Annotated in this window: 19 protein-coding genes and 1 tRNA gene; 14 read left to right on the top strand and 6 right to left on the bottom strand. The window is 66.6% G+C overall.

All coding sequences use genetic code 11. From position 1 onward, the window contains the following. Positions 1-675: 675 nt before the first annotated feature. The gene (locus EAS64_RS41615) at positions 676-1,731 is read left to right on the top strand and encodes a glycosyltransferase family A protein (RefSeq protein WP_222850014.1); all 1,056 of its coding nucleotides are present in this window, start codon (positions 676-678) and stop codon (positions 1,729-1,731) included. Positions 1,732-1,740: 9 nt separating this feature from the next. After that, entirely contained in the window at positions 1,741-2,985 is a 1,245-nt protein-coding gene (locus EAS64_RS41610) for a glycosyltransferase family 4 protein (protein WP_145862222.1), read from the top strand. On the opposite strand, the gene EAS64_RS41605 is transcribed toward EAS64_RS41610, so the two are convergent. Beyond that, the gene (locus EAS64_RS41605; protein WP_187366553.1) at positions 2,953-4,368 is read right to left on the bottom strand and encodes a putative glycoside hydrolase; all 1,416 of its coding nucleotides are present in this window, start codon (positions 4,366-4,368) and stop codon (positions 2,953-2,955) included. The genes EAS64_RS41610 and EAS64_RS41605 overlap by 33 nt on opposite strands. A gap of 512 nt (positions 4,369-4,880) precedes the next feature. Here EAS64_RS41605 and EAS64_RS41600 point away from each other — a divergent pair. The 5 genes from EAS64_RS41600 to EAS64_RS41580 all read left to right on the top strand — a co-directional run bounded on the left by EAS64_RS41600 (position 4,881) and on the right by EAS64_RS41580 (position 14,632). Continuing rightward, positions 4,881-6,440 (top strand): polysaccharide pyruvyl transferase family protein, encoded by a 1,560-nt coding sequence (locus EAS64_RS41600; protein WP_222850013.1) that lies wholly within the window; start codon positions 4,881-4,883, stop codon positions 6,438-6,440. A 119-nt stretch (positions 6,441-6,559) separates the two neighbouring features. Then, the gene (locus EAS64_RS41595) at positions 6,560-9,694 is read left to right on the top strand and encodes an oligosaccharide flippase family protein (protein ID WP_145862220.1); all 3,135 of its coding nucleotides are present in this window, start codon (positions 6,560-6,562) and stop codon (positions 9,692-9,694) included. Next, positions 9,691-11,268, top strand: coding sequence for an O-antigen ligase family protein (locus tag EAS64_RS41590; RefSeq protein ID WP_145862219.1), 1,578 nt, complete (start codon positions 9,691-9,693; stop codon positions 11,266-11,268). The genes EAS64_RS41595 and EAS64_RS41590 overlap by 4 nt, the downstream gene beginning before the upstream one ends. A 26-nt stretch (positions 11,269-11,294) precedes the next feature. Continuing rightward, entirely contained in the window at positions 11,295-13,586 is a 2,292-nt protein-coding gene (locus EAS64_RS41585) for a glycosyltransferase (RefSeq protein ID WP_145862239.1), read from the top strand. A gap of 185 nt (positions 13,587-13,771) precedes the next feature. Continuing rightward, a complete protein-coding gene (locus tag EAS64_RS41580) occupies positions 13,772-14,632 on the top strand; it encodes a hypothetical protein (RefSeq protein WP_145862218.1) in 861 nt (286 codons plus the stop codon). Positions 14,633-14,680: 48 nt separating this feature from the next. Here EAS64_RS41580 and EAS64_RS41575 read toward each other — a convergent pair whose 3' ends face one another. Together EAS64_RS41575 and EAS64_RS41570 are read right to left on the bottom strand one after the other, a co-directional pair. Next, positions 14,681-15,442, bottom strand: a complete 762-nt coding sequence (locus EAS64_RS41575) for a class I SAM-dependent methyltransferase (protein ID WP_145862217.1) — start codon at positions 15,440-15,442, stop codon at positions 14,681-14,683. A 35-nt stretch (positions 15,443-15,477) separates the two neighbouring features. Continuing rightward, positions 15,478-16,677 carry a glycosyltransferase family 4 protein gene (locus EAS64_RS41570; protein WP_222850011.1) on the bottom strand — a complete coding sequence of 400 codons (1,200 nt, stop codon included), beginning with the start codon at positions 16,675-16,677 and terminating at the stop codon, positions 15,478-15,480. Between the two features lie 271 nt (positions 16,678-16,948). On the opposite strand from EAS64_RS41570, the gene EAS64_RS41565 reads away from it, so the two are divergent. Continuing rightward, entirely contained in the window at positions 16,949-18,934 is a 1,986-nt protein-coding gene (locus tag EAS64_RS41565; RefSeq protein ID WP_222850010.1) for an alginate lyase family protein, read from the top strand. On the opposite strand, the gene EAS64_RS41560 is transcribed toward EAS64_RS41565, so the two are convergent. After that, positions 18,830-19,486 (bottom strand): dTDP-4-dehydrorhamnose 3,5-epimerase family protein, encoded by a 657-nt coding sequence (locus tag EAS64_RS41560; RefSeq protein WP_145862214.1) that lies wholly within the window; start codon positions 19,484-19,486, stop codon positions 18,830-18,832. The two genes, EAS64_RS41565 and EAS64_RS41560, sit on opposite strands and share 105 nt — an antisense overlap. 73 nt (positions 19,487-19,559) lie before the next feature. Next, complete coding sequence (locus tag EAS64_RS41555) at positions 19,560-20,132, bottom strand: YdcF family protein (RefSeq protein ID WP_145862213.1); 573 nt, start codon at positions 20,130-20,132, stop codon at positions 19,560-19,562. Between the two features lie 205 nt (positions 20,133-20,337). Here EAS64_RS41555 and eno point away from each other — a divergent pair, with 205 nt between their 5' ends. From eno to EAS64_RS41525, 6 genes are all read left to right on the top strand, one after another. After that, positions 20,338-21,618, top strand: a complete 1,281-nt coding sequence (gene eno / locus EAS64_RS41550; RefSeq protein WP_145862212.1) for a phosphopyruvate hydratase — start codon at positions 20,338-20,340, stop codon at positions 21,616-21,618. A gap of 17 nt (positions 21,619-21,635) precedes the next feature. After that, positions 21,636-22,088, top strand: a complete 453-nt coding sequence (locus EAS64_RS41545) for a septum formation initiator family protein (protein ID WP_145862211.1) — start codon at positions 21,636-21,638, stop codon at positions 22,086-22,088. Positions 22,089-22,094: 6 nt separating this feature from the next. Continuing rightward, on the top strand, positions 22,095-22,604 hold the full coding sequence (locus tag EAS64_RS41540; protein WP_145862210.1) for a DUF501 domain-containing protein: 510 nt from the start codon (positions 22,095-22,097) through the stop codon (positions 22,602-22,604). Beyond that, positions 22,601-23,596: a Ppx/GppA phosphatase family protein gene (locus EAS64_RS41535; RefSeq protein ID WP_145862209.1), complete on the top strand. Its 996-nt coding sequence runs from the start codon at positions 22,601-22,603 to the stop codon at positions 23,594-23,596. Before EAS64_RS41540 ends, EAS64_RS41535 begins: the two co-directional genes overlap by 4 nt. Before the next feature lie 206 nt (positions 23,597-23,802). Next, on the top strand, positions 23,803-24,480 hold the full coding sequence (locus tag EAS64_RS41530; RefSeq protein WP_281283396.1) for a uracil-DNA glycosylase: 678 nt from the start codon (positions 23,803-23,805) through the stop codon (positions 24,478-24,480). 47 nt (positions 24,481-24,527) lie between these two features. Further along, a tRNA-Leu gene (locus EAS64_RS41525) sits at positions 24,528-24,600 on the top strand. Between the two features lie 25 nt (positions 24,601-24,625). Here EAS64_RS41525 and EAS64_RS41520 read toward each other — a convergent pair. Beyond that, positions 24,626-24,859: a DUF4287 domain-containing protein gene (locus tag EAS64_RS41520; RefSeq protein WP_145862207.1), complete on the bottom strand. Its 234-nt coding sequence runs from the start codon at positions 24,857-24,859 to the stop codon at positions 24,626-24,628. Positions 24,860-24,877 lie beyond the last annotated feature (18 nt).

Raw genomic sequence — 24,877 nt, 5'->3', positions numbered from 1 at the left:
GACGAGGCGTCATCGAGGATTCACTTGCGTTCACCCGTCCGGCCTTCCCCAGCCTGTGGCCCCCGGATGGAACGGGAGCCCTTGGGCACTTCCCCGGGCTTCGCACCCCACGGTCACCCATGACGCACGCCGGGGCAGGGACGGTCCTTGCGCACTGGACCAGGTATTACGCCGTTGACATCAGTCAACCTCCTTCGACGAATACCGCTATCTACATGCGACTTCGTGTCGCACGACCTGGTTCAGCCAGGATGCGTGGACGGGCAGGTGGACCATCTGCGTGTTCGGGTAGGCATCGCTCATCCGGGCCGCGGCGGCCCAGTTGCGGTGCGAGGACCCGTTGTCCACTGCCAGAAGACGCGCCTGGCTGCGGGTCTGCCGTGATACATCTGAGGCATGAGAGGACCTGCGGCCGGCGGTCAGCGCGCGGCCAGAGGCGCTCCGTGGTGACGACGGCCTCGCCGGGGCCGTCCTTGACCCTGGAGACGACTGCGGCCCCTCGGGCAGGACACACGGACAGGCCCCGGCGTGCCCGGTCCGGGCACGCCGGTACGGGGACGTGGATGATCCGCTTCAGCTAGGTATCAGCAGGTATCCAGCTGTCTCTTCTTATGGGCGGGGCAGTCGTCGTTGCCCAGGAGCTCAGCAGCTGGCGTCGATCCGGGGGAGTGACCTGTGACGCAGTCCACGTCGGTGTCGGTGCCTTTGGTCAGCTTCCTTACGACGGTCTATGGCACCGAGGACTACCTGCCGGCAGCGATCGAATCCGTGTTGGCCCAAACCTCGCCGGACTGGGAGATGGTTGTCGTCGACAACGGCATGTCGCCCAGCGTCGTCGAAATAGTCTCGAGGTACGCGCACGACGGCCGGATTCGGTTGATCCGTCAAGAGAACCGAGGATACCGCGGTGGAGTAACCGCCGCAGCGGAGGCCGCGAGCGGCCGCTACTTGAGCGTCCTGGACAGCGACGACAAGATCATGCCGTCGTTTGTGTCTGTGATGGCCGATGTGATCGCGGCCCAGCCCGGTATCGACGCTGTCGGCTGCGATGCCGTTCAATTCGATGATGCCGAGCAAGCTTACCTGCCCTCGGGATATCTCGCTTCGCTAGGCGTGCGGTGGCAGCCACGTTATGCCAGTCAGCGGCTGACCCTCTCGGACGCTCTTGCTGGCATCATCCCCTACTACACCGGCGTCGTCCGGCGGGACGCGTGGCAGCAAGCAGGCGGTTACGCCGCTCACGATCCCGATGTCGATGAATCGGTCGTAATCTGGCTGCGGCTCGTCCAGTTGTGCGACGTCCGGCTCATCAACGCCCCGCTGGGCTGGTACCGGATCCGCGACAATTCGCTGTCCCGCGATCCAGCCAAGAAGGAGGCGTTCGAGCAGGCCCTCATCACTGCCTTCTCGCGAACCGCACAGTCGGCCGCATCAGCCAGCGACCGGATTGTCGCCGAGGACACGGTGGCAAGGCTTCGGTACCAACAGGAGCTGCGACGGGCTCGGTGGGCACTGCTGGACGGAGAAATTCGGTCGGCTCGCCGACACGCACGACTCGCCTTCGCCTATAGCCCGGGGCTGCGCCCGGGTCTCGTGGTTGCATCGCTGGCAATCTCGCCCGCAATGCTGCAGCGGCTCCACCCGCACAAGCAACGAGCGGCTGCCGCTTGGCTACGAGTCCGCGAACGCTGGCTTCAGGCCGGCCGCAGCAACGCTTCCGAATCAGGCTGAGGACACCTCATGGCAACATCATCACCTAATGTTCCCAAGATCGTCCATGTGGGGCCGGGGCTTGAAGTCCGCGGTGGTGTCTCGGTGGTCGAGAGACTGATCATTGACTCAATCTCCCCTCACGTCCAGGTGGAGCACATCGCAACCATGGAAGACGGCGGCATTCTGCGCCGCATTCGGGTCTTTGGTGCCGCCCTCTGGCGCATCCACAGCATTCTCCGCGACGAGAGCCCGTGCATTTTCCACGTGCACTTCGCCTCACGGGGAAGCACACTCCGCAAGTGCATTGTCTCCCTGATGGTGCTGCGGACGCCCTGCTGGCTCGTCCTGCACGCCCATGGTGCCGGCTTCGACGGCTTCTTCTCGAATCTGCCGAGACCGCTTCAGGAGCGGGTTGCCAGGATCTTCCGTCGCTCCCACGGTTTCGTGGTGCTGTCCACTCAGTGGCTCGAGTTTTACGCTACTCAGCTAACCTTGCGCCGCGAGCGCATCCAGATCATGGTCAACCCCACGGACCCACCGAGCACGGTGCCCGATCGGCGCTGTCACGACACCGTGCAGTTTCTCTTTCTCGGCCGCATCGATGACCGCAAGGGAGCGTTCGAGCTCTTGGACGCTTATCATGCGTTGTCGGCTACGACACGGGCCAGAGCCCGCATCGTGTTTGCCGGGGACGGACGGGTCGAGGAATTGCGGCGGCGTGCAGCCGAAATCGGCCCCGATGTGGTGGTGCACTCCTGGCTGGATCGCGAGGAACGCGACCACCTGCTGGCCGCCAGCGACATTCTGGTCCTGCCGTCGCACCATGAGGGCGTCCCCATGGCGATCCTCGAGGCGATGGCCTACGGCCTGCCGGTCATCGCCACCCCTGTCGGGGGGATTCCCGACGTGGTCCGGCACGGTCGGGAGGGATTGCTGGTCGAGGTGGGGAATCGGGCCGCGTTGACTACAGCGCTCGCCCGCATGGTCGCCGAGCCTGCACTGCGCATGTCCTTGGGGCAGGGAGCTCGCGCCACCGCCGAATCTCTGGACGTAACCAACTACGGAAAGCGACTCCTGGAGTTCTACCAGACAATCTTTGCGGGCACGTCTGACGAATCCGGTCTTACCGAGGTCGGCGCTGAGACGCGACCGTGGCGCACCGCCCTTAACACCCCTCGGCGGAATTCCGAGCCATATACAGTCCCCGTGGGCGAAACTCGTGGCCGGGTGCCGGTCTCATCAGGGAGACGTGGCCGGGGGAGGGGGAGATAGGGGATCGAGCAAGATGACGCCGTCCTGGGCCGGGATGGTGAGGAGATCGACGGTGGTGCCGTTATTCACCAGCCGATCGGTCTTGCCGGACAGGCGTCGGTACTCGCGACGGAGCGTGACCTGCTGGGCCGTAGGGCCGACGTTGACCAGGGCTATGCCGTGCTCGAAGTCCCGCCGGTACACGTAGGGGGCGGGGCTTCCGGTGCCGTCATCGGTGACCGTGGTAATAACCGATAGGGGCGGGTTGGGCTCCAAGGCCTGACCGAGATACCCGCGGCCTAGGCCTGCACCATCCATCTCGTCGTAGTACACCGGCTGGCCGTAATCGTCGCCCATGGGGGCCCAGAACCCGTTTTGCATGAGGGTCGCCGCCAGGGCGAATCGCGCCCGCCGATAGTCGTCCGCCGACCCGGCCGGCACCCGCCTGCTGGAGATGGTCATACTTACCCCGGGCTTGCGATGTGGCGCCGAGGCACCCACTGTCACGTACCCGGTGAGGTCGGAGACCGGATCCCGGTGGACCAGGGGATCGGCGAAACTCTCCCAGACCAGCCCATCCAGGAGGCCGGCGTGCATAGTGCGGCTGCCGTTGGCGACCAGGATCGCGTCGGGCATCCGGGACCGCATGGTGCGTTCGCCGCTGGTCAGCCCGCGGTCCAGCGGGTCGCCCGGCCCGTAGATCTTGGTGCTGGGGACATCGTGGCCGGTGCCGGTGATGTCCCACTGGTTCTGGTCGACGGTCCACAGGGTGTCGCCCCAGACGTCCAGGTAGATGCCGTCCCAGATCCCCGCTGACCAGACCCGTCCGGTCACCCAGTCAGCCGCATACTCCACGAAGCGCTGCCCACCGACGCGGGGACAGGCGTCGGTGAGGTTGGTCATCACGAGGTCCTGGTAATCGTGCACTGGGACGCCCGCGGCGGTGTAGGCCAGCCAGGCGCGGGGAAAGCGGCTTGACGATGAAGTCTGGAACTGCCACAGGGCGTAGCTGTTCGGCCAGTTTTTGACAGTGCCGGTACGCGACATCGAGTCGACCAGGTCGACGTACGCGAGCAGCCGCATGCGGGGGTTGGCCGCGCGGAGCTTGACGAAGTAGTCGGGCGGAACGCGGTGCGGCCACTCGTTATTGATGACCACGAGATCGTACCGGGCCAATGTGGCGACCGGGGGCAATCTGGACTGGGCGAGGTAACAGGTGGCGGTCCGCGGGAACGTCATCTCCCTCGACGCCTGGGCTGCGGGGACGTCGTTCGCGGTGGAGGTGTCCTTTGGCTTGTGGTGACGCAGGCCGGTCACGTCGTACGCTCCGGCCGCCACGACCGTTGCCCCGGCGAGGAGGAATCCTCGCCGGGACGTGAACCATGGGCGATCGGTGCCGGCCACCGAGACCCCTCTCTCAGGACGTAGACGTGACGACGAAGTTGTCCGAGTGCCAACGGCGGATGCAATGTTGTCCGGGTGCAAACGGCGGATGCGATGCTTTAGGCCAAGGCGGGACCCGGTTGGCGCATCGCCGCGTCTCTGCGGTGGTGAATGGTGGTCGCCGGTCATATTAACCGTCACCTAGCCTACGTCGCCAGCCGGACAGGTCACCGGCACCGGAATCGATCTGTGCTGGCGCTCCATGCAGACGGTCTGCTGAAGCAGGCGTGCAATTCCCCGCGCTGTGGGGCCCACTCACTGCGCGCAGATCGTCGAAACGAGGACAGTCGCGGTATCACCGACCGGGGTTGGCGAGTCATGTAAGCGATCAGGCTAGGCACGACGCCCGGACGCCGGTGACGGGATCGTGGTAGTCCTATGCCCGGTCACCCACTATTAAGTCGACAAGCACGTGCCGACGACGTGATTGGTGTTCAAGGAGAGCTCCTTGCCCGTCGTGATCCGGGGCCGCCATGCAGGGCAGGGCGGAAGCCAACGAGGCCGATGTGGTGCGCATCGAGGCCGTGAGGACGGCGGCCGAGCCCGCGATCGCATGGCTGAGGTCACCCCTCTCCGCCACAAGCAGGCTGGAGCGTCGCATGAATGAGCACACGGCAGCGCAGCAACGCCCCACGCAGGCCACCCAGCCGCTGCGCATTCTGGTCGAGAATAGCGAGTACTGGTTGCGGAACAACGGCGACCTGGCCATGCTCGCGGTCACCCTGGACCGGATGCACGACCGGTGGCCCGACGCGCGTATCGCCGTACTTACCGACTCCCCGTGCCTACTTCGTGCCTATTTCCCTCGCGCCCAAGGAATCTCGGTATTCGACGAGGATCCCTGGGCGCCACCCACGTGGCTCGAGCGCCTGGCTGGACACCTCGGCCCTCGGTTTGTGGGACCTGTCGCCTTGGCCGGACTACGCCTGCGCGTGCGACGCAAGCAGCTGCCGGACCGTCTTCGGGCTGGCCGCCGCAAGCTGCTGCGGTTGGTACAACGGCGCCCCGCGCCCGCCGACGTCCCCGCCAGCGAAACCGCACCACTGCCAACAGGTCCCTTGCATCCAGGCAGCGCATCCGCCGCGGCGCAGTCTTCGCTAGTAGTGGCCCTCGGCGGCGGGTACCTCACGGACGCCGACAGGAGCCAGACCGTGCGGGTGCTCAACCTGGTGGAACACGCCTGCGACGCGGGCGTCCCTGTGGCCCTCGTTGGGCAGGGACTGGGCCCGCTGGACGACCCTAGGCTACAAGCCAGGGCAGCTCAGGTCCTGCCGAAGGTCGGTCTGATCGCCCTGCGGGAAGGCCGCCTGGGCCCCGAGATCCTCGACCGGGCGAGGGTGGCCGCCGAGCGCGTGCTCGTCACGGGGGACGATGCGATCGAGCTGGCCTACCACGCGCGCATCGACGAGATCGGCTCTGACATCGGATTCTGTTTGCGAGTCGCCGGGTACGCACCGGTGTCGGCCGAAGTGGTCGACCTGGTCGGCCGGGCGGTGCGTTCCGCAGCAGCCGATCACGCAGCAGCGCTCGTCCCCTTGATTATCGCCGAGTACCGTTCCCAGGATCGGCGGTCGACCCTGCCGCTCGTTCGCGGCAGTGCCGACGTGATCGCCCCTCTGCCCCGGTATGTGCCCCCGATCGAGATCGCCCGTCGAGTAGCACGTTGCCGGGTTGTCGTGACCGGCGCCTACCATCTCGCGGTCTTCGCGCTTTCCCAGGGCATACCCGTGGTGGCGCTTACGTCCTCGGCCTACTACGACGGCAAGTTCCTTGGGCTCAGCGCGATGTTCGGCCAGGGCCTGACCCTGGTCCGCCTCGATGATCCTCGCCTGGAGCACACGCTGCCCATGGCGATCAACCAGGCGTGGCTGACTGCCCCGGTCGTGCGGGAGCCGCTGCGCGCCCGGGCCCGGATGCAAATCGACGCCAGCCGGGCGGCGTTCGATCGCGTTGCCGCCTTGACCCAGGTACGCGCGACAGCACCGATCGTGTCGACTGACGACTGCCTCCCGACCGTGCCCGATCCCGCGTGACGTTCGGCAGCGAACGAGAGGGCCAGGGCGGGGAGGGACCTGCCCACGTGACGGCAAAGGCGGCGTCCGCTGGCAGCCGACCCACGGCCCACGGGTCCTTGTCCGGTGCGGTACACCGCATGGCAAGCGCATCGGCACTGGCTCAGCTCGTCGGCCAGTCGGTGTCCTTCGTCCAGACGGTTATCCTGGCGCGCCTGCTGACTCCGACGGACGTCGGCATATTCGCCGCCGGCACCGTGCTGACCGCACTGCTCACCGATGTGGCCGCAGGCGGACTGCAAGCAGGCCTCGTGCAACGCCAGGGCGACCAGGCCGACGCCGACGAGACAGTGTTCAGAGTCACCTTGATGGTCGGCGCTGCCGCAGGCCTGGGCTGCCTCGCGGCAGCACCCGTGATCGGCATCATCTTCAACAGCCGCACTGCCGGTCTGGTCGCCGCCGCAACCTCGGGTCTCCTTCTCCTCCATGCGCTGACGAACGTCCCTGAGGCGGTTCTGCAACGCGAGTTCAGCGTCAAACGGCGGCTGATCGTGGGGCCGGCCATCGCCGTCAGTTACGCGACGGTGGCGATAGGCCTGGCCGCACTCGGGTGGGGCGTATGGTCCATGGTCGCCGGCACGTACGCCTCCTACACCGCCTGGGTCATCTCCCTCTGGACGCTCACATCCTGGCGGCCTGGGCGAGGCCATGCCTCCTTCGCGATATGGCGCGAACTGGCGCGGTACGGCTTTCCGCTCGCCCTCGCGATGATCGGCTATCGGGTGCGCACCGCCGTCGAGTCACTCGTGGTGGGCCGTTTCCTAAGCACCGCCGCCTTGGGCTTTTTCCGGTACGGGCAACGGATCGCGCTCATTCCCCAAATCGGCATCATCCAGGTCGGGGCGACTACATTGTTCCCCGCGTTCTCCCGGATCGCCGACGACCCTAAACGCTTCGCCGCCGCGTACCTGCGGGTGCTGCACTGGGGCATGATCGGCTCGGCGGCCGCCACGGGCCTGATGATAGCCGCGGGTGAGCCGGCTGTCGTCGTTCTGCTCGGTGAGCGGTGGCGTGGCGCGGGCGTCGCCCTAGTGGCCATGTCCGGGCTGAGCATCGGATCAGCAGTATCTGTCGTCGCGCAGGACGTGATCAAGGCTCACGGGAGGACCCGTCTGATCAACTGGTTCACCCTGGGCGACCTGGTCCTCGGCGTGAGTTTCCTGCTGATTCTGATCTGGCCATTCGGGTTCGTGGGCGCTTCGCTGTACATCTCCCTAACCAGTCTGGCCGACGCCGCCATCTTCCTCGGTCTGGCCCAGAAGGTGGTGACCGTCCCGCTCAGCAAGGTCCTGACGGTCCTGGCGACGCCGATGCCAGGCCTGCTCATCGCAACCGCGGCCACGTGGTGGCTGGAACACGACATACTCCGCTCCGATTCTCACAGCCTGATTCTCGCGGTCACCCTGTTGGCTGTCGATGCCCTGGTGTTCTGCCTCATCTACCTGGCGGTGCTGACCCTGTTCGCGCGATCGACAGTGATCACGATCGTGCGGAGTGTAGCCGCCTTGATAGGCCGCTTCCGCCAAAGGGCGCTTGCCGACACCACCACCAGCTCGGCTGACCACGCTGCTCCTTCCAGTCCGTCGCGGCAATCCGCTGAAAGCGGTCCTTTGTATCAAGGCCACCCACTCAGTGCTCCTATGCACACGCGAGCGATCACCGGCCCCGCGCTAGGAGCCGCGAGTGACCCTAGGTTTTCCGAAGGGCAGACTGCTGTAGGAAGGAGCACCCCGATGAGCTTCGGGGCACATCTTGCTCGAATCTGGCGTCGATGGTTCCTTGTTGTGATTATCACGTTGCTTGCCGGGTTGGCGGCCTTCGGGAGCGCTGCGCGACATGCCGGTACGGAGTACACCGGCACCGCGACGCTGACCACCGTGTCGCAGAACAGTTCTCCGGACCAAACTGCCGCCCTGTCCACCGGGTATGTCGCCATGTTCCTCCAGCCGTCCTATCAGAGCACGCTGCACACCGAGCTCCGTCTACCCGCGGATGTGTCGCTGACCGCTCAGACGGCCGCGCAGAGCCCGATCATCTTCATATCGGCGACAGGCCCCGACTCGGTCATGGCGCAGCGTGCGGCCGCGGATGCGGCCGCCGAGTTCCTCCGCCAGGTGAACGCCAACCTTCAGGCCAACAGGCAAAACTTGATCGGCCAGATGCGACGCGCGGTCGAGGCCGACATGAAGGCCGGGGCGATCAAGGTGCCTGCCGAGACCGACATGCAGGACCGGATCAACGCGGTCAACGCGGACCCAACCAGCGACCTACAGATGCTACAAGCGAACGCCGGCGTTAGCGTGAAGTCGTCGGGGACCAAGAAGACGCTCGCGGTGGCGCTTTTGGGCGGGCTGATCTTCGGAGCCCTGCTGGCTTGGGTCCTTGGAGCCGCGTCGCGACGGCTGTCGAGCCCCGCCGAGCTGATGGAGAAGGCCAGGATCGAGCCGCTCGTGGTCATTCCGCCGGGTGGCGGGGCGACGGCAGAGCGGCAGCGCGAGCGGCAACTACGCCAGCTCGCCGCTACTGTCGCGCTGCTCAATGTGCCCAAACCGACCGTGGTCGCCGTGGCACCGGTCGAGCGCATGCCTGGAACCGACGAGATCGCCGAGAGCCTCGCCCGCTATCGAGCGGACCACGGGGCGCGCACCATTCTGGTGCACGCAGACGGCACGCCTGCCCCGCTCGACGCGGTCGAGGGTGACTTCGAGTCTGTCGCCCTCAGATGGTCGCTCGTGTCGTCGGAGTCGGGCGGGCGAATGCGTGAGGTGTTTCCCGTCAGTGATCCGCAGGATGTGCATGGGCTGCTTGGGATGGAGCACCTGGGTAACCTGGTGGCCTCGTTGCGCAGCAGGGCCGACCTGGTTGTGATCCAATCGCCGGCGGTATCCGAGTCGGCGGAGTCGTACATGGTCTGCTCCGTTGCCGACCGCACCCTGCTGGTCGCCGGGGCCGGCTCGTCGGCAGATTCCGTCTTGGCCGCCCGAGACCAGATGGAGCGAGTCGGCGTGTCCCTGCTCGGGGTGGCCTTCGTGGAGCGGCCGAGACGGCGTCTCGCGGCGACCGGAGATAGCAGCAAACGGACGACGGCGACCGTGAACAGCCAGGCCACTGACGCCTGGCCGTCCGAGGCCGCCGCAGCCCCGGGCGCGTCATCGCAACGGCTCGACGAGACGAAACCCGGCGTCGACCCGAGCTCACGGGCCAGCCGGATATGATCAAGCCCATCGCCCCGGCGATGAGCAGGCGGTTCGAGGGCAGTGCGCGGATGGACGGCGTGGCCGGGTTTGTGCTGGCCATCGGCGCGGCGGTCATCGTGATGGCCGCTCTCTACCTCGCCACGTCTCGGGCTTCGAATGGCCTCGGTGCCCTGCTCCTGCTGGTTGTCGCCGGAGCGATAATCGTGGCGGCGTGTTTGCGCTACCCGCCGCTTGCAGTGGTCATCCTGCTCGGAGCCATGTTCCTGCGGCTCGCCTTGCCGCACCTGATAATAGCGGACCCGTTCATCCTCGCATTCTGGCTGGTGATGGCGTCGGCGGCGGTCTGGATGTGGCAGCAGCGGCACGCCCTGCTGCGGATCAGCTTCGTCGAAGTGGTCATGGTGCTGTACGCCTTGTGGTGCTACGGCTCGATGGTGCTGCCGCACCAGTACCCGCCGGTGGAGTACCCGCTGAATGGGCAGGTGACGGCCGTCCCTCGCTTCATCGAGCTCAGCACGGTCATCCCGTTCACGCTGTACCTGCTGGGGAGGCGGCTCTTCGCCCGGGAATCGGCGGTGCGGTTCGTGTTGTGGTCGATCCTCGGCTTCGCCGCGTACTCCACGCTGGTGAGCATCTGTCAGTTCGACGCACCGGGCCTGGTATGGCCGCGGTACATCGTCGACGCACCGAACTGGCCGGGACGCGCGAATGGCGTGTTCAACCAGCCGGTCGCCAACGGCATGGTACTGATTGTCGGCTTCGTCATCGCCATCGTGCTGGCCACCGAGCGTGGACAGCCCGCATGGCGACGGGTCCTGCTCTGGCTGTACGCGCTGGCGTCCCCCCTGGCCATCTTCCTCACCCACACGCGGGCGGATTGGCTGGCCTTCGCGTTTGTGCTGGTCCTCGGCGTCCTCCTAGTGCGGGGGGCCCGCGGCGTGTTCGTCGGCCTGATCGGTGCGATCGCCCTCGTGATCGCCTTGAACTGGTCGATCTTCACCAGCTCTAACCGGGATGCAGGTGGAATCGGATCCGCAGGCGAGGTGTGGGATCGCCTAAACGCGATCGCCACCTCGATCTGGGCCTTCAAGCGGGAGCCCTGGTTCGGATGGGGCATCAGTCGATTCCAAGCGGTCAACATCTACGACCACCAGCAGTGGTCCAACGCCATCCCGTGGGCCAATGGGCTAGGCATCGCCTCACACGAGACCGAATTGGGAATCTTGGTCGAGCTTGGCCTCTTCGGCCTGCTGCTGTGGCTGTGTGTAATCGTCCCGATGATCGGTCTCCTGTTGCAGGCGTACTGGATTCTGCCGTCCTCCGGACTGATGGGTCGGCGCCTAGCCTTCATCGGCATCTGTGCCCTAGCTACCCAGATGGTATCCGGCGCGTTCGCGGACCTGCGGCTGCTCGATTTCCCGATCTGCATAGTGTTCTTGATCTGCGGAATGGTCGTAGGTGCCCGCGACCGGGAATTGACAGTGCGTAAACCCAGACCGCCGCTGTGGTTGGCTACCCAGGCTCTGTCCGACCACGCCGCAGCCGGCCGGGCGGCCATTCGACCCTCTGCCGTGCCCGTGGAGGTACCGTGACCCGATCCGTTCGCCCCGTGCGGGTGATGTACGTGGTTCCGGACTTGGGGACCGGCGGCGCGGAACGGCATGTCACGACGTTGATGCCTCGCCTAGACCCGGCCCAATTCACGTGCTCGGTCGTGTGCATCGGAGCCGAGGGGGCTTTGTTCGGCGACCTGGTGAATGCTGGGATTCCGGCGGTCGCCCTGCGGCGGACCAAATGGCAGGCCCTAGCCGCCCTGGCGGGGCTGGTGCGCGAGATGCGCCGACGACGTCCGGACGTTGTACTGGTGCGCGGGTATAACGCGGAGATGCTGGGCCGGATCGCCGCGATCCTTGCCGGGGTGCCGCACCGGGTGGTGTGGGTGCATAACTGCGGTGATGTCGGCGGCGACATGCGGGTGCGCCGGCTGGCTGATCGATTGCTTGACCGGCGCACAGACGCGTACTTCGGGGTGGCCCGGGCCCAGGCCCGTTATCTCGTCGAGAACCGCGGCTATCCCGCGCGCAAGATCAGGATCATTCACAACGGGGTCGACCCTGCTGGCTACCAGCCGGCAGACGAACAGCGGGCCAGGGCACTGCTCGGCATCGACCCCGAGCGACCGGTGGTGGGCATCGTGGCCGCATTGCGCCCAGAGAAAGACCACGCCCTCCTGCTCCAAGCCGCCCGGCGACTGGTCGATGAGTTCCCCGACCTGACGGTGCTCGTCGTCGGGGACGGCCCGATGCGGTCACGGATCGAGCAAGCGGCGGCCGAGCTGGGTTTGGCGGACCATGTCCTGCTGGTAGGGGCGCGCTCCGACGTGCCCGACATTCTTCCGGCCCTGACCGTCTTCACGCTTTGTTCGTACACCATCGAGTGCTTCCCGATGGCGCTGCTGGAGGCGATGGCGTCCGGGCGGCCAGCGGTATGTACGGATGTCGGCGGAGTGGGGGAGATGCTCGACGACGGGATCACCGGCTATCTCGTGCCGCCGCACGACCCTGTCGCCCTGGCCGACCGGCTGGCGGAGCTGCTCCGTGATCGCCAGTTGTGCCAGCGCATGGGAGGGGCCGCCCGGGCCCGGGTGCACCGCGAGTTCGGCTTGGACGCGAGCGTCGACGCGGCGGCCCGGGAACTAACTGCCGTCGCCGGCGTCGCGCCTCGTCCTGGGGATCGGTCAGGCAGCCTCCCGGAGCGACGACCGAGTGGGGGCCCGATCCGCCTGACGGTGGTGCTCGACCTGACGTTCGTCGGCGGTGTCGAGATGTTGCTACGCAACCTGTTCCGTCACTTCGACCCGGCAGTGCTACGGCCGCGGCTGGTGTGCCTGCGGGAGGCCGGACCCTTGGCCGACGATTTCCGCGCCGCCGGCTTCGAGGTTGAGACCCTCGACCGGACCGGCCGGTTCGACCTGCGTACCCTTCCCCGCCTGGTCGCGTCGTTGCGTGCCGACCGGACGGATGCGGTGCTGGTGGCGCACCATCACCGGGCCAGCCTGGCCCTGGGGCGGCTCGCGGCGATGATCGCCAGGGTTCCGGTCAACATCGTCGCCGCGCACGACATGGACCTGATGTCGGTCGGGGGCCGGGTGTTGCCACGGTGGGCGGTGCGCACCCTCGGTGTCTCGGACGCGCTCGTCCTGCTGACCGCAAGCCAAGGGGAGTACTTGCGGTCGCAGGAAGGCGTCGGCCGTCACGTCTGGGAGTCCGTCCGTGAGGTAGTCATCCCGAACGGCATCGAGCTGCCCGACTGTCCGGGTCCGGCGGAGCGCGAACGGGCCCGTGAGGCGCTTGGCGTCACCGCCGACGATGTGGTGGTCGGCGTGGTGGGTCGGCTCAGCCCGCAAAAGGCACACCATATCTTGTTCGAGGCGATAGCCCGGTGCCTGCCCGACATGCCGTCCCTGCGCCTAGTCGTGATCGGTGACGGGAAGCTGGGACCGAAGCTTCACAGCTTGGCTGAGCAGCTCGGCATTGGCCATCGAACTACATTCCTCGGTACCCGCCGCGATGTCCCCCTGCTCTTGCCCGGTCTGGATGTGTCCTGCCTGTCATCGGTGCACGAGGGGGTACCGATCGCCCTCATCGAAGCGATGGCAGCCGGCGTCCCGATCGTGGCGAGCGACTGCGGCGCGGTACGCGACATCGTCGATGACGGGGAGCAGGGCTACCTGGTCCCCATCGGGGATGTCGACCGTTTCGCCGACCGGTTGCGTCTGCTCGCGGGCGACCCGGACCTGCGGGCTCGGCTGGGCAAGGCGGGACGGGCCCGGGCAGAGCGTGAATTCAATATCAAGCGGACGGCGCGTGCCTACGAGGAACTGCTGACCGAGCTCGTCCTGCGGGCCTGACGTCTACCTCCTGAAAGCGACGGGTCTCGATGTACGGTACGGTCGACCGGATGTCCACTTCTCGGCGAAGGTTCCTCCTCGCCGGGTCGGCAGCCGTGGCCGCCGGGGCGTGCGGATGCGTTGGCCTGCTTCACCAGAACCCGAAGAACGCCAGGATGGTTAATCGCCCAACTCAGCCCGCCAGCATGGTTTATGGGAACCCGGGGACGAACGGGCGGGCTATCGCCTATGCCCACCCCGGCGCCCTCGTGGTGGCCGGCCGGGACAACTACGCCGATCAGGTATTCAAGGACATCTCCGCCGGAGGCGGTACGGTGCTGGTATATCTGGACACGATCATCAACAACGCCCACGGCCGGTACCAGAACATGCTGATTAATAAGTCGGCATGCGGTCCGGCTGTGCCGCTATGGCCCGGGAATTACCAGGCTAATCAGTGGGGGAAGCTCAACGACTTCCGGGTCGGCGGGGTGCTGCAGGCTAAGCTGAAATCCGTTCTGGAGACGATGGTCGCGGAGAACCCTCACATGGCCGGGTGGTTCGCCGACGACCTAGGCTCTCGGTCGTGGTACCCAGGCATCGACTGGAGTACCTTCGACCAGCAGGCATACCGGGATGGAGCCATCGCCATAGCGCAGACCTTCCGTCACGTAGCCGACGAGCACGGGCTGATCTTCATCGTCAACGGTACGTGGTCTGCTAACGACGGTGGAGGTTATCCCGACGTTGCCCAGCACGGGCTCTCCCTCGCTGACGGCGGTTTCGTAGAGAATCATGACAGCGAGATCAGCTTTTTCGGCCCTTACGCCAAGTCGCCGCAGTGGGCTAGCCAATCGGCGGTAACCAGGGGCGTGTCCTTCATGTACGCGACCACGCTCACCAGGGCCGGGCTAGCGGAGTACGCCGGTTCCGGCTGCTATGCCTACGTGAACATGCAGTTCGATTATGATTACGCGGCTCCGTGGACATTCCACGCAACGGCACTTCCCTCGGGTCCGCGGACGTTCCACGCTACGGGACTTCCCTCGGGCGTGTCCCGAGCCTGACGTCCTTGCAGTTGCCCTCACGAGAGCGCCTGCTACGCGGAGGGTTGTTCACCGGTCCACGTGAGGGCCGAGTACTTCCTCGGAGCGCGACGGGAGTTGGTCCGGCTTGCGTGCCACAACATAGACCGATGGAGCAGCCACCCCACGTAGACCGCGCGAGCAGACGGCACGCAGCAACAGCCTGGGCAGTTGGCCGCCGTACTTGAACTGAAGATAGTCACCGGTCAGGACGCGGATATCGGTAAACCGGGCACCCAAGAGCGACGAGAGTTCCTTTTCCGAGAAGCCAGCGTGTGCTCCAAGTTCGTTGCGGAACCGGTTCATAAGACGGCTGCGGTAATCACTCAGATTCCATTGCAGCTTCTGCCTAGTCGTAGCACCGAAGGACCCCAGATAGCCAACGGCACGGTGGCGGTTTGGCGTTCCGACGTAGATGAGTCCGCCTGGGCGCAGCACCCGTGCCAGTTCCCGCAAGCTGCCCGCTGGGTCGCTGACATGTTCGATAACGTGGTGATAGAAAATGACGTCAAAGCTATCGTCAGCGAACGGGAGATCGATCACGCTGGCAGGCTGCAACTCGAAGTCCGAGAAATCTGCACGTGAAGTCATGGCAGGATCCCACTGCGCGGCCACATCAACCCCAATGACCGGTCCACCGAGTTCCTTACGGATGAACAGCGCCTCATGGCCTTGGCCGCAGCCCGCCACTAGCACCCTCGGCCGCGGCCCGAGATTACTGACCGATGGGATCAAACGGCAGAAGTGTTGTGCCCCGGCGTGGGATTCGTCCTTCAACATGGCGTGTGTCATGTTCGTGCGCTCCTAATCCGGCGATGGGCGCCATTTCAGCTCTGGGCCTGGCCAGTAGCGGTCAGGTCGCGGTAGACGCCGAGATAGGCGGGCCGCTGGCGGCTCCAGGCCAGTTCCTGCTCGACCCGGGCGCGTCCCAGCTTGGCCATCCGGGCCCGCGCCGACTCGTTGTCAATGAGCGCTACGACCGCCTTGGCATACTCGTGCACGTCGTTGGGCGTGACATACACGGCGGCATCGCCGGCCGAGACGCGAGTCTCGTGAAGATCAAAAGCGACAACCGGAAGCTCGTAGGCCATGTATTCCATGGTCTTGTTCATGGTCGACACGTCGTTGAGCGGATTCTTCGGGTCTGGCGACAGGCCCACGTCCGCGGTGGACATGACCTGCGTGACCAGCTCATCGGGCACCCGTCCGGTGAACTCCACATGGCCGGCCAGGCCCAGCTCGTCGCGCATTCGCACCAGGTCGTCGAAGCAGTCGCCAGAACCGATCAGCGTGAATGCGATGTCATCACGGCCGAACTCGTGAACCACGATGTCGGCAGCGCGCACAACAATATCCACGCCGTCCTGCGGCCCCATGACGCCGATGTAGGCGGCGAGGAACCGGCGGCCGCGGCGCAACTGGGGGTGGGCCTGGCCGCGCTTCAGCCGATCCGGATCCGGGCCACTCCTGACAACCGTTACCTTGCTGGCCGGCTTGCCGCTTCGCTTTACGGCGACGTCCCGGTAGGACTCGTTGGTGGAAATCACGTGGTCCGCGGTCCGGTGAGTCCTGCGCTCCATGGCCCGCAGCATTCTGTAGGGCAGCTTCGGGCCGCCGGAGAAACGGGACTCGTAGAGCTCAGGACACAGGTCGTGATGGTCGAACACGAACCGCGTGCGGTCGAGAGCGCGAAGGGCCATCCCGATCGGCCAGAAGATATCCGGCGGGTTGCATGCCTGCATTACCCCGAACCGGCCGGATCGTCGTGCCTTGAAGGTCAGCCATGCCGTGGCGAGGAAGGAGTACGCGTACTCCGTAATGAAGCTGACTTTGCTGCCACCCGGCGCGTAAGGCCGGTACTTGTACACCTCCACCGTGTCGATCACCTCATAGGCGGGATCATCACGGCCCTTGGGGCAGACAACGGCGACCTGATGACCGTCAGAAATGAGCGCCTGGCACTCAAGCCACACCCGCCGGTCAAACGGCACCGGAAGGTTCTGGACGATGATGAGGACGCGCGTCACCAGCTGTGCCTCTCTGGGCCCGTAAACAAGTGCACCTTGCCGGTCATGTGCCTACCTCTTCTGGTCTAGTCGCAGAAGGATCGTGCATAGGAACGCCGAGCGGGCTGCCTTGATACGGCTCGATGAATCTGGTAGCCGTGGCGGGCCATCCTCGCGCTCTCGGATGTATCAAGACAGAGCCGCCATAGGTCTGGTGTTGCGCATGGCTGTCTGGTTGCCAATCAGGCGGTTTGTCGCGGTCCACGCGACCGCCGAGGATCAGGAGACGAGGGTGACCAGCACCGCCAAGCTCGGCTGGTACGTACGGCGGCTGGGCCGGATGTCGGCCGCCGAGATCGCTTGGCGGGCCCGTGAGCAGGCGATCAGGCGAGCCTGGTCGCGCCGTCAGGTGCGTCAGGGGCAGATCGCTTCCGGCGCCCTGTCGGTCGCCGCGGACCGGCCATTCACCGCGGTCCTGCCGGCCGACGCCGCGCAGCGTGTTCCCGGTCATGCCAGGGACGCCATCATTGCGGACTCGGACCGGCTGCTCAAGGGCGAATGGGAGATGCTCGGCGTCGTCCGGACCGACATGAAGCAACCCGACTGGTTCTACGACCCTTTGACGGGCCGCCGGTCCGCGCCGGACACGTACGCGTTCCAGATCAACCAGCGCTCCGAGGAACAAACCGGCAACGTGAAGCAGGTCTGGGAACTCAGCCGCCTCCAGCACCTGACGCTGCTGGCAACCGCCTGGTTCCTCACCCATGAAGAGGGCTACGCGCAGCGTGTGGCGGATCAGCTGCGGTCCTGGTGGCTGGAAAACCCCTTCCTCTCCGGCGTGAACTGGACAAGCGGCATAGAGATCGGCATCCGCCTCATCAACTTCGCCTGGATCCGGCGCCTGCTAGACAGCTGGCCCGGAGCGGCGGACCTCTTCGAGCACAGTGACCTCGCGCTGCGTCAGGTCCACTGGCACCAGCAGTACCTCGCCGCCTTCGAGAGCCGCGGATCGTCCGCGAACAATCACGTCATCGCCGAGGCGGCTGGGCAGCTCGCGGCCAGCTGCGCGTTTCCGTGGTTCACAGAAAGCGCCCGGTGGCGCGTCCGTTCCGCGCAGCTGCTCGAGCGCGAGCTTGCCCGCAACACCTTTACTTCCGGGATCAACCGCGAGCTCGCCTCGGACTACCACGGCTTCGTGGCCGAACTCGGGTTTTTCGCCGCGGTCGAGGCTGACGCCGCGGGTACACCGCTCAGCGCCGAGACGTGGCGGCTGCTGTGCGCGATGGCGGACAGCATGGCGGCCCTCGTCGACGAACGGATGCAGGCTCCCCGGCAGGGTGATTCCGACGAAGGGCGCGTGGTGCTCCTTGACGCACCCGGGCACAATCGCTGGCCAATGCTGCTCTCGCTCGGTGACGCGCTCTTCGGGCGGCTCGACTGGTGGCCTGCCACCCTTCCCGGCGCGGGCAGCGCGCTGCTCGGTGCGATGCTGGGCAGCAAACGCGAGATCCCAGGAAGGCCCGGTCAGCGCCCGTCCCATTTCAAGGATGCCGGGATCACGATCCTCCGAACGGCGCGGGGCAACTCTCCCGAGATATGGTGCCGCTGCGACGGGGGACCACATGGCTTCCTTAGCATCGCCGCGCACGCGCACGCCGACGCCCTATCGGTGGAAGTGCGTCACGGAGGCGTGGACATCCTCGCCGACCCGGGCACCTACTGCTATCACGGTGAGCCTCAATGGCGTTCCTATTTCCGGTCGACGATCGCCCATAACACCGTCGAGCTCGCCGGGCGCAACCAGTCCATCGAGGGTGGTCCGTTCATGTGGCTGCGCCACGCGCGGGCAAGGGAGATTCAGGTCGCCGACCTGAGCTGGACCGCCGAGCACGACGGCTACGTATCGCTCAGGCCGCCGGTCAGGCACCGCCGGTCGGTGCGGCTTGATCCGGAGGCAGCCTGCCTTGAGATCACCGACGTGGTCACCGGCGACTCGGACGATATGCGTCTCGCCTTCCACCTCGGCCCGGATGTGCGCGCGGAGCTGGCGGACGACTGTGCCCTGCTTGAGTGGACCTCCGCTGGCAGTACATACGCGGCGCGGCTTGAGCTGGCGCACGGGCTGCGGTGGAGCCTGCACCGGGGCGAGACCGTTCCCATACTCGGCTGGTATTCACCGGGTCTCGGGCGTCGTGTTCCGGCTGTCTCCCTCATCGGGGAAGGGCGCTGTCGTCAGCGCACATCGCTGGTGACCACGCTGAATTTCGCCGCATCCTAAGCTTCGGCTCACCTGCTTCAGCACGGTCGCGAGCGGCAGCGCGGCCCGGTCCCGCGGTGACATGGCGGTGACCGGAAGTGGCCAGGGGATCGCGAGATCCGGGTCGTTGAAGATGATCGATATATCTTCGGCGGGATCGTGGGCGCGGTCGATACGGTACGAGACATCCGCCGGCTCTGTCAGGGCCTGGAACCCGTGCGCGCACCCGGCAGGGATGTACAGCGAAACCTGCTCCGTGTCGCGCAAGTCGAAGCTCTCCCAGTTGCGGTAGGTAGGAGAGGCCGGGCGCAGGTCGATTATCACGTCGAAGATGGCACCGTAGGAGCAGCGGACGAGCTTGGCCTCGCCGGCGCCGCCGCGGAGATGCAGCCCGCGCACCACGCCGCGCGCCGACCGGGACAGGCTGTCCTGGGCGAAGCCGCACGGGTCGAGCCCAGCCTCCCTGGCCACCTCTGCATCGAAGGTGCGGGAGAAGAAGCCGCGCTCATCCACGTGCGGGGTCGGCTGAAAGAGCAGCGCGCCTGCGACGCGCTCGACGACAGTTATCTTCACAAGGGATGTGACACCGGGAGGGCGGCGTCTGATACCGGTCGGGGGTGCGGCCGCGAGCGTCAGCCGCGAGTAGTCAGCAACTGCGTTGCAGGGTCTGCGCCTTAATGGTTGCCCCCCACTGGTACGCGACCTTATAGGGCCACTGGGTCCAGTTGAGCGGCGTCGTCAGTGAATAGATCTTGCCTGTGTAGCAGCGCCGCACGTAAAGAGCGGCGCGCCATGCCTGATCCGGCGTGGTGACGAGCAGGACAGACGCCCAGTGGTGCTGCCGTGCCATGCGGCCGACGAATTCCGCCTCGCCCTTGGTATTTACCGGCTTGGGATTCCAGCAGATGACTGTGAACGAGCCATGGTGCTGCTCGCACAGGGCCGTCGGCACGAAGGGCAAGCCCTCGGAGAGCAGCAGGTAGGGCGCGTGGCCCTGCTGTGCCAGTTGCAGCCCCAAGCCGAGCCGGTTCCCTGGCCCGCCAAGGACGACAATGGCGTCTACCCGCGCGGGCATGCCCGTGGTGGGCAGGACGAACAAGCGCAGGGTCAGGCCACAGAAAAGCACGATCAAGGTCAGCAGCGTCGCGGCGATCACACGCCAGCGCCTTCGCATACGGAATCTGCTCACCCGACGGCCGGCGGCCGTCTGCTCGATCATGTTCACTCCGTAACTAGGCGCGCGGTCGAGTCTCGTACCCCAGTGCCCGAACCCGCATCAAGACGAGCATGGAACGACGGGCGCAGATACCCCGTCAAGACTCTTGTCTACCCATACAGTCGGCGTGCCCCGTGCGCCGGGCCGTAGCCACTCCGTTAGGCTCCATACCGGAACCTAAAGACAGTAGGACAAGCGAGGAGCCGACGTGGCGTCGATTGAAGCGGTGCATGCCAGGCAGATCCTGGACTCCAGGGGTAACCCGACCGTGGAGGTCGAGGTCGTACTTGATGACGGGTCTGTCGGCCGGGCCGGCGTGCCGAGCGGTGCGTCCACCGGCGCGTTCGAGGCGGTTGAGCTGCGGGATGGCGGCAGCGAGTTCGGCGGCAAGGGCGTTACCAAGGCTGTCGACGCGGTGACCGAGGAGATCCAGGACGAGCTGCTCGGCCACGAGGCCGACGACCAGCGGCTCGTCGACCAGGCGCTGATCGACCTTGACCGGACGCCGGGCAAGTCACGGCTGGGCGCCAACGCCATCATCGGTGTGTCGATGGCAGTGGCGCGCGCTGCCGCCGACTCGAGCGGACTCCAACTGTTCCGTTACCTTGGCGGACCGAATGCGCACGTGCTGCCCGTCCCGATGATGAACATACTCAACGGCGGCGCGCACGCCGACTCCAACGTGGACGTGCAGGAGTTCATGATCGCGCCGATCGGCGCGCCGACCTTCGCCGAGGCGCTGCGCTGGGGGGCCGAGACGTACCACGCGCTCAAGTCGGTGCTCAAGCAGCGCGGCCTGTCCACCGGCGTGGGCGACGAGGGCGGCTTCGCGCCCGACCTAGAGCACAACAGGGCCGCGCTCGACTTCATCGTCGAGGCGATCGGCAAGGCGGGCTTCACCCCGGGCCGCGACATCGCGCTCGCGCTCGACGTCGCGGCGACCGAGCTCTACAAGGACGGGGCCTACCTCTTCGAGGGCAAGGCGCAGACCGCCGAGGAGATGTCCGCGATCTACGCCGACTGGATCGGCGCCTACCCGATCGTGTCGGTCGAGGACCCGCTGTCCGAGGACGACTGGGCCGGCTGGGCGACGTTCACCGCCGCGGTCGGCGACCAGGTGCAGGTGGTCGGCGACGACCTGTTCGTCACCAACCCGGAGCGGCTCCGCCGGGGCATCGCGGAGAAGTCGGCCAACGCGCTGCTGGTCAAGGTGAACCAGATCGGCACCGTCAGCGAGACCTTCGACGCGGTCAGCCTGGCGCACCGCGCCGGGTTCGCCTGCATGATCAGCCACCGCTCCGGCGAGACCGATGACACCTTCATCGCCGATCTCGCCGTCGCCACCAACGCCGGCCAGATCAAGACCGGTGCGCCGGCCCGCGGTGAGCGGGTCGCCAAGTACAACCAGCTGCTGCGGATCGAGGAGCACCTCGCCGACGCGGCCAGCTACGCGGGCGCCTCGGCGTTCCCGAGGTTCACCACCGCCTGAGGGAACACAGTCTGACCATGCCGACGCAGGCCGCACCGGCGCAACCGCCGCCACAGCCGTCCCCCGCGCAGGCCGCCGCCATGGCGGCGGCCTCGCGGTCTACCAGGCTGACCGGGCGCGCCGCGCTGCTGGCCGTGGTCATCTGCGCGATCGCGCTGAGCCTCGCCTATCCGGTGCGCGAGTACATCGCGCAGCGGCAGCAGATCGACCAGCTGCTCGCCGAGCAGCAGACCGTCGCCGCCCAGGTCCAGGCGCTGCGCGAGGAGAACGTCAAGCTGTCGCAGTCCTGGTACATCGAGCAGCAGGCCGAGGACCAGCTGCACATGTGCTTCCCGCAGCAGCAGTGCTACGAGGTGATATCCGGCCAGCCGGCGAAGCCGGGTGCCGCCAAGCCGCAGACGATGGCAGACCCGTGGTACGACAAGCTCTGGCAGTCGGTGCAGAAGGCCGACGCCCCGAGCGCACGGTAAGGCGCGATGATCTCGCACTCGGACGAGGAGGTCGTTGCCGCGCAGCTCGGCCGCGCGCCGCGCGGGCTGCGGTCGGTGGCGCACCGCTGCCCCTGCGGGCTGCCCGATGTCGTGGAGACCGCACCCCGGCTGCCCGATGGCACTCCGTTCCCGACGCTGTACTACCTCACTTGCCCGCGGGCCACCGCGGCGATGAGCGGCCTCGAGGCGTCCGGCCTGATGCGCGAGATGACCGTGCGGCTCGCGGCGGACCCGCAGCTCAAAGCCGAGTATGAGGCGGCGCACCGCGACTACGTGTCCCGCAGGGACGCGGTCGCCGTAGACGCCGGGGTCGCGCCGTTGCCGCCAGGCACCCAGTCGGCAGGCGGCATGCCGGACCGGGTCAAGTGCCTGCACGCGCTCGCCGCCCACGAGCTCGCGGTTCCCGGTAGCAACCCGTTCGGCGGCGAGGCGGTGGCGGCGGCCGGCCCGTGGTGGTCACGCGGCCCCTGCGTTATCCCCGAGGAGACCACGTGACCACGCGCGTCGCCGCGATCGACTGCGGCACGAACTCGATCAGGCTGCTCATCGCGGACATCAAGTCAAAGGATGATGATCCCGAACGGGTGCCAGGTGACTCTGGTCCCGCACCGCGATCCGCTAACCCCCTGGCAGACGTTCGCAGGGAGATGCGCATCGTCCGGCTCGGCGAGGGCGTGGACAGGACGGGACGGCTGTCCGAGGCGGCTCTCGATCGCACCATGATCGCGCTGCGGGAGTATGCGGGGATGATCGCCGAGGCCCGGCCCGTGGCCGTCAGGATGGTGGCGACGAGCGCCACGCGTGACGCGGCGAACGCGCAGGAGTTCACCAGCCAGGTCAGGGACATCCTCGGCATCGAGCCCGAGGTCATCTCGGGCGAAGAGGAGGCGTGGCTGTCGTTCACCGGGGCGACCCGCGAGCTCGCGGGTACCGGCCTCGCCGCCGACTGCGCGCCGCCGTACCTGGTGACCGACATCGGCGGCGGCTCGACCGAGTTCATACTCGGCGGACCTGAGGGAGTCGAGGGAGAGCGCTCGGTGAACATCGGGTGCGTCCGGCTGACCGAGCGGCACCTGCACAGTGATCCACCCGCACAGGCTGAAGTCCTGGCCACCATCGTCGACATCGAGGCGGCGCTCGACCAGGTAGCCGACGCGCTCGACGTGGCGAAGGCGCGGACCCTGGCCGGCCTGGCCGGCTCGGTCACCACAGTCGCCGCGATCGCGCTCGGGCTGGACGCGTACGACTCGGAACGGATTCACCACGCGCGGATTCCTGCCGAGCGGGTGAGTGAGATAGCTGTCGATCTGCTCGCCATGACCCGTAAGGACCGGGCCGCGATCGCGGTCATGCACCCAGGCCGGGTGGACGTGATCGGGGCGGGCGCGCTCATACTCGACCGGATCATGGCGCGTTTCGGATTCGCCGAAGTCCTCGTCAGCGAGCACGACATACTCGACGGCATCGCGTGGTCGATGGTCCCGTAGTGCCGGGAACGAGCTCGCCGGGTCCTGTCCCGCCCGGCACCGGCTGGCCCGGCGACCCTGCCACCGCGACGACCCCCGTCGCCGGAAGCGCCGCGGAGGTCACCGGGCTGGCGGGCAGCGCACCCGGCCTTGCAGAGCTGACCGCCAGGCAGTCGGTGTGCCGTGCCTGCCCCCGCCTTGTCGCCTGGCGGGAAGACGTCGCCGCCGTGCGGCGCAAGTCATTCCGCGACGAGCCCTACTGGGGACGCCCCATTGCGGGCTGGGGGGATAACGCGCCGGGCATCTTGATTGTCGGCCTGGCACCCGCGGCCCACGGCGGCAACAGGACAGGCCGGGTGTTCACCGGCGACAGGAGCGGCGATTTCCTCTTCGCGTCGCTGCACAGATGCGGGCTCGCCACCCAGCCCACAAGCGTGTCAGCCGGAGATGGCCAGCGGCTGATTGGCGCCCGCATTGTCGCCGCGGTCCGGTGCGCTCCGCCGGAGAACAAGCCGACGCCGGATGAGCGCGATACGTGCGCGCCCTGGCTGGCGGCCGAACTGGGAATGATCTCGGACACGCTGCGCGTGATCGTCTGTCTCGGCGGTTTCGCGTGGCAGGCGCTATGGCCGGTGCTCGCGGCCGCGGGGTATCTGCAACCGCGGCCGCGACCTGCCTTCGGTCATGGCGCCGAACTCGAACTGCGCCGTGCCGACGGCGCGGGAAACGCGGTGCACCTGCTCGGCTGCTATCACCCGAGCCAGCAGAACACCTTCACGGGCCGGGTTACCCCGCAGATGCTCGACCAAGTGTTCCGGCGCGCTCAACTTATTAATGCCGAAATTGGCGCGGAAGTGATGACCTTTGAAGATGATCATCACGAAAAGGATCATGGAGGTATATGAAAAGCTCGATAACCGGACAGATTCGGATTTCGGGGTATTATTGGTCCGCCCCCGTAGCCCAAGGGAAGAGGCCGGCCCCCTAAAAGGGCCCTAGTGTCGGTTCGAACCCGACCGGGGGTACCTTGATTTGTACGGTCGCCTATTTCTAAGCGCCAAAGAGCCTGAGTCGGCGTCGGATTTCGTACTCGCGAACGATCGCTGTGGCGTAACGGTCGCAGATGCCGTGCTCGTCGGCGAGCCAGTTCGCTCGCTCGTCGCGGCGGAGGAAGGCGGGCCCGGATTCCAGGTGGCTGAACCACTCGGATAGCTCATGTCCCGTTACGAACGGGATGCGTGCGATGAGGCTTTTGTGCGTGGCCGGGGTGTGCGTCAGCGACATAGGCACCTCCGAGTTGGA

It is taken from the genome of Trebonia kvetii (assembly GCF_007827045.1).
Lineage (GTDB): Bacteria > Actinomycetota > Actinomycetes > Streptosporangiales > Streptosporangiaceae > Trebonia > Trebonia kvetii.
This window is presented reverse-complemented; position numbering and strand designations above follow the sequence as displayed.

Coding starts and splice junctions, on each gene's coding strand:
- EAS64_RS41555 (WP_145862213.1), bottom strand. CDS start 20,132: ATGATCGAGCAGACGGCCGCCGGCCGTCGGGTGAGCAGATTCCGTATG.
- EAS64_RS41540 (WP_145862210.1), top strand. CDS start 22,095: ATGATCTCGCACTCGGACGAGGAGGTCGTTGCCGCGCAGCTCGGCCGC.
- EAS64_RS41585 (WP_145862239.1), top strand. CDS start 11,295: ATGTACGTGGTTCCGGACTTGGGGACCGGCGGCGCGGAACGGCATGTC.
- EAS64_RS41580 (WP_145862218.1), top strand. CDS start 13,772: ATGGTTTATGGGAACCCGGGGACGAACGGGCGGGCTATCGCCTATGCC.
- EAS64_RS41595 (WP_145862220.1), top strand. CDS start 6,560: ATGGCAAGCGCATCGGCACTGGCTCAGCTCGTCGGCCAGTCGGTGTCC.
- EAS64_RS41610 (WP_145862222.1), top strand. CDS start 1,741: ATGGCAACATCATCACCTAATGTTCCCAAGATCGTCCATGTGGGGCCG.
- EAS64_RS41545 (WP_145862211.1), top strand. CDS start 21,636: ATGCCGACGCAGGCCGCACCGGCGCAACCGCCGCCACAGCCGTCCCCC.
- EAS64_RS41600 (WP_222850013.1), top strand. CDS start 4,881: ATGCAGGGCAGGGCGGAAGCCAACGAGGCCGATGTGGTGCGCATCGAG.
- EAS64_RS41575 (WP_145862217.1), bottom strand. CDS start 15,442: ATGACACACGCCATGTTGAAGGACGAATCCCACGCCGGGGCACAACAC.
- EAS64_RS41590 (WP_145862219.1), top strand. CDS start 9,691: ATGATCAAGCCCATCGCCCCGGCGATGAGCAGGCGGTTCGAGGGCAGT.
- EAS64_RS41520 (WP_145862207.1), bottom strand. CDS start 24,859: ATGTCGCTGACGCACACCCCGGCCACGCACAAAAGCCTCATCGCACGC.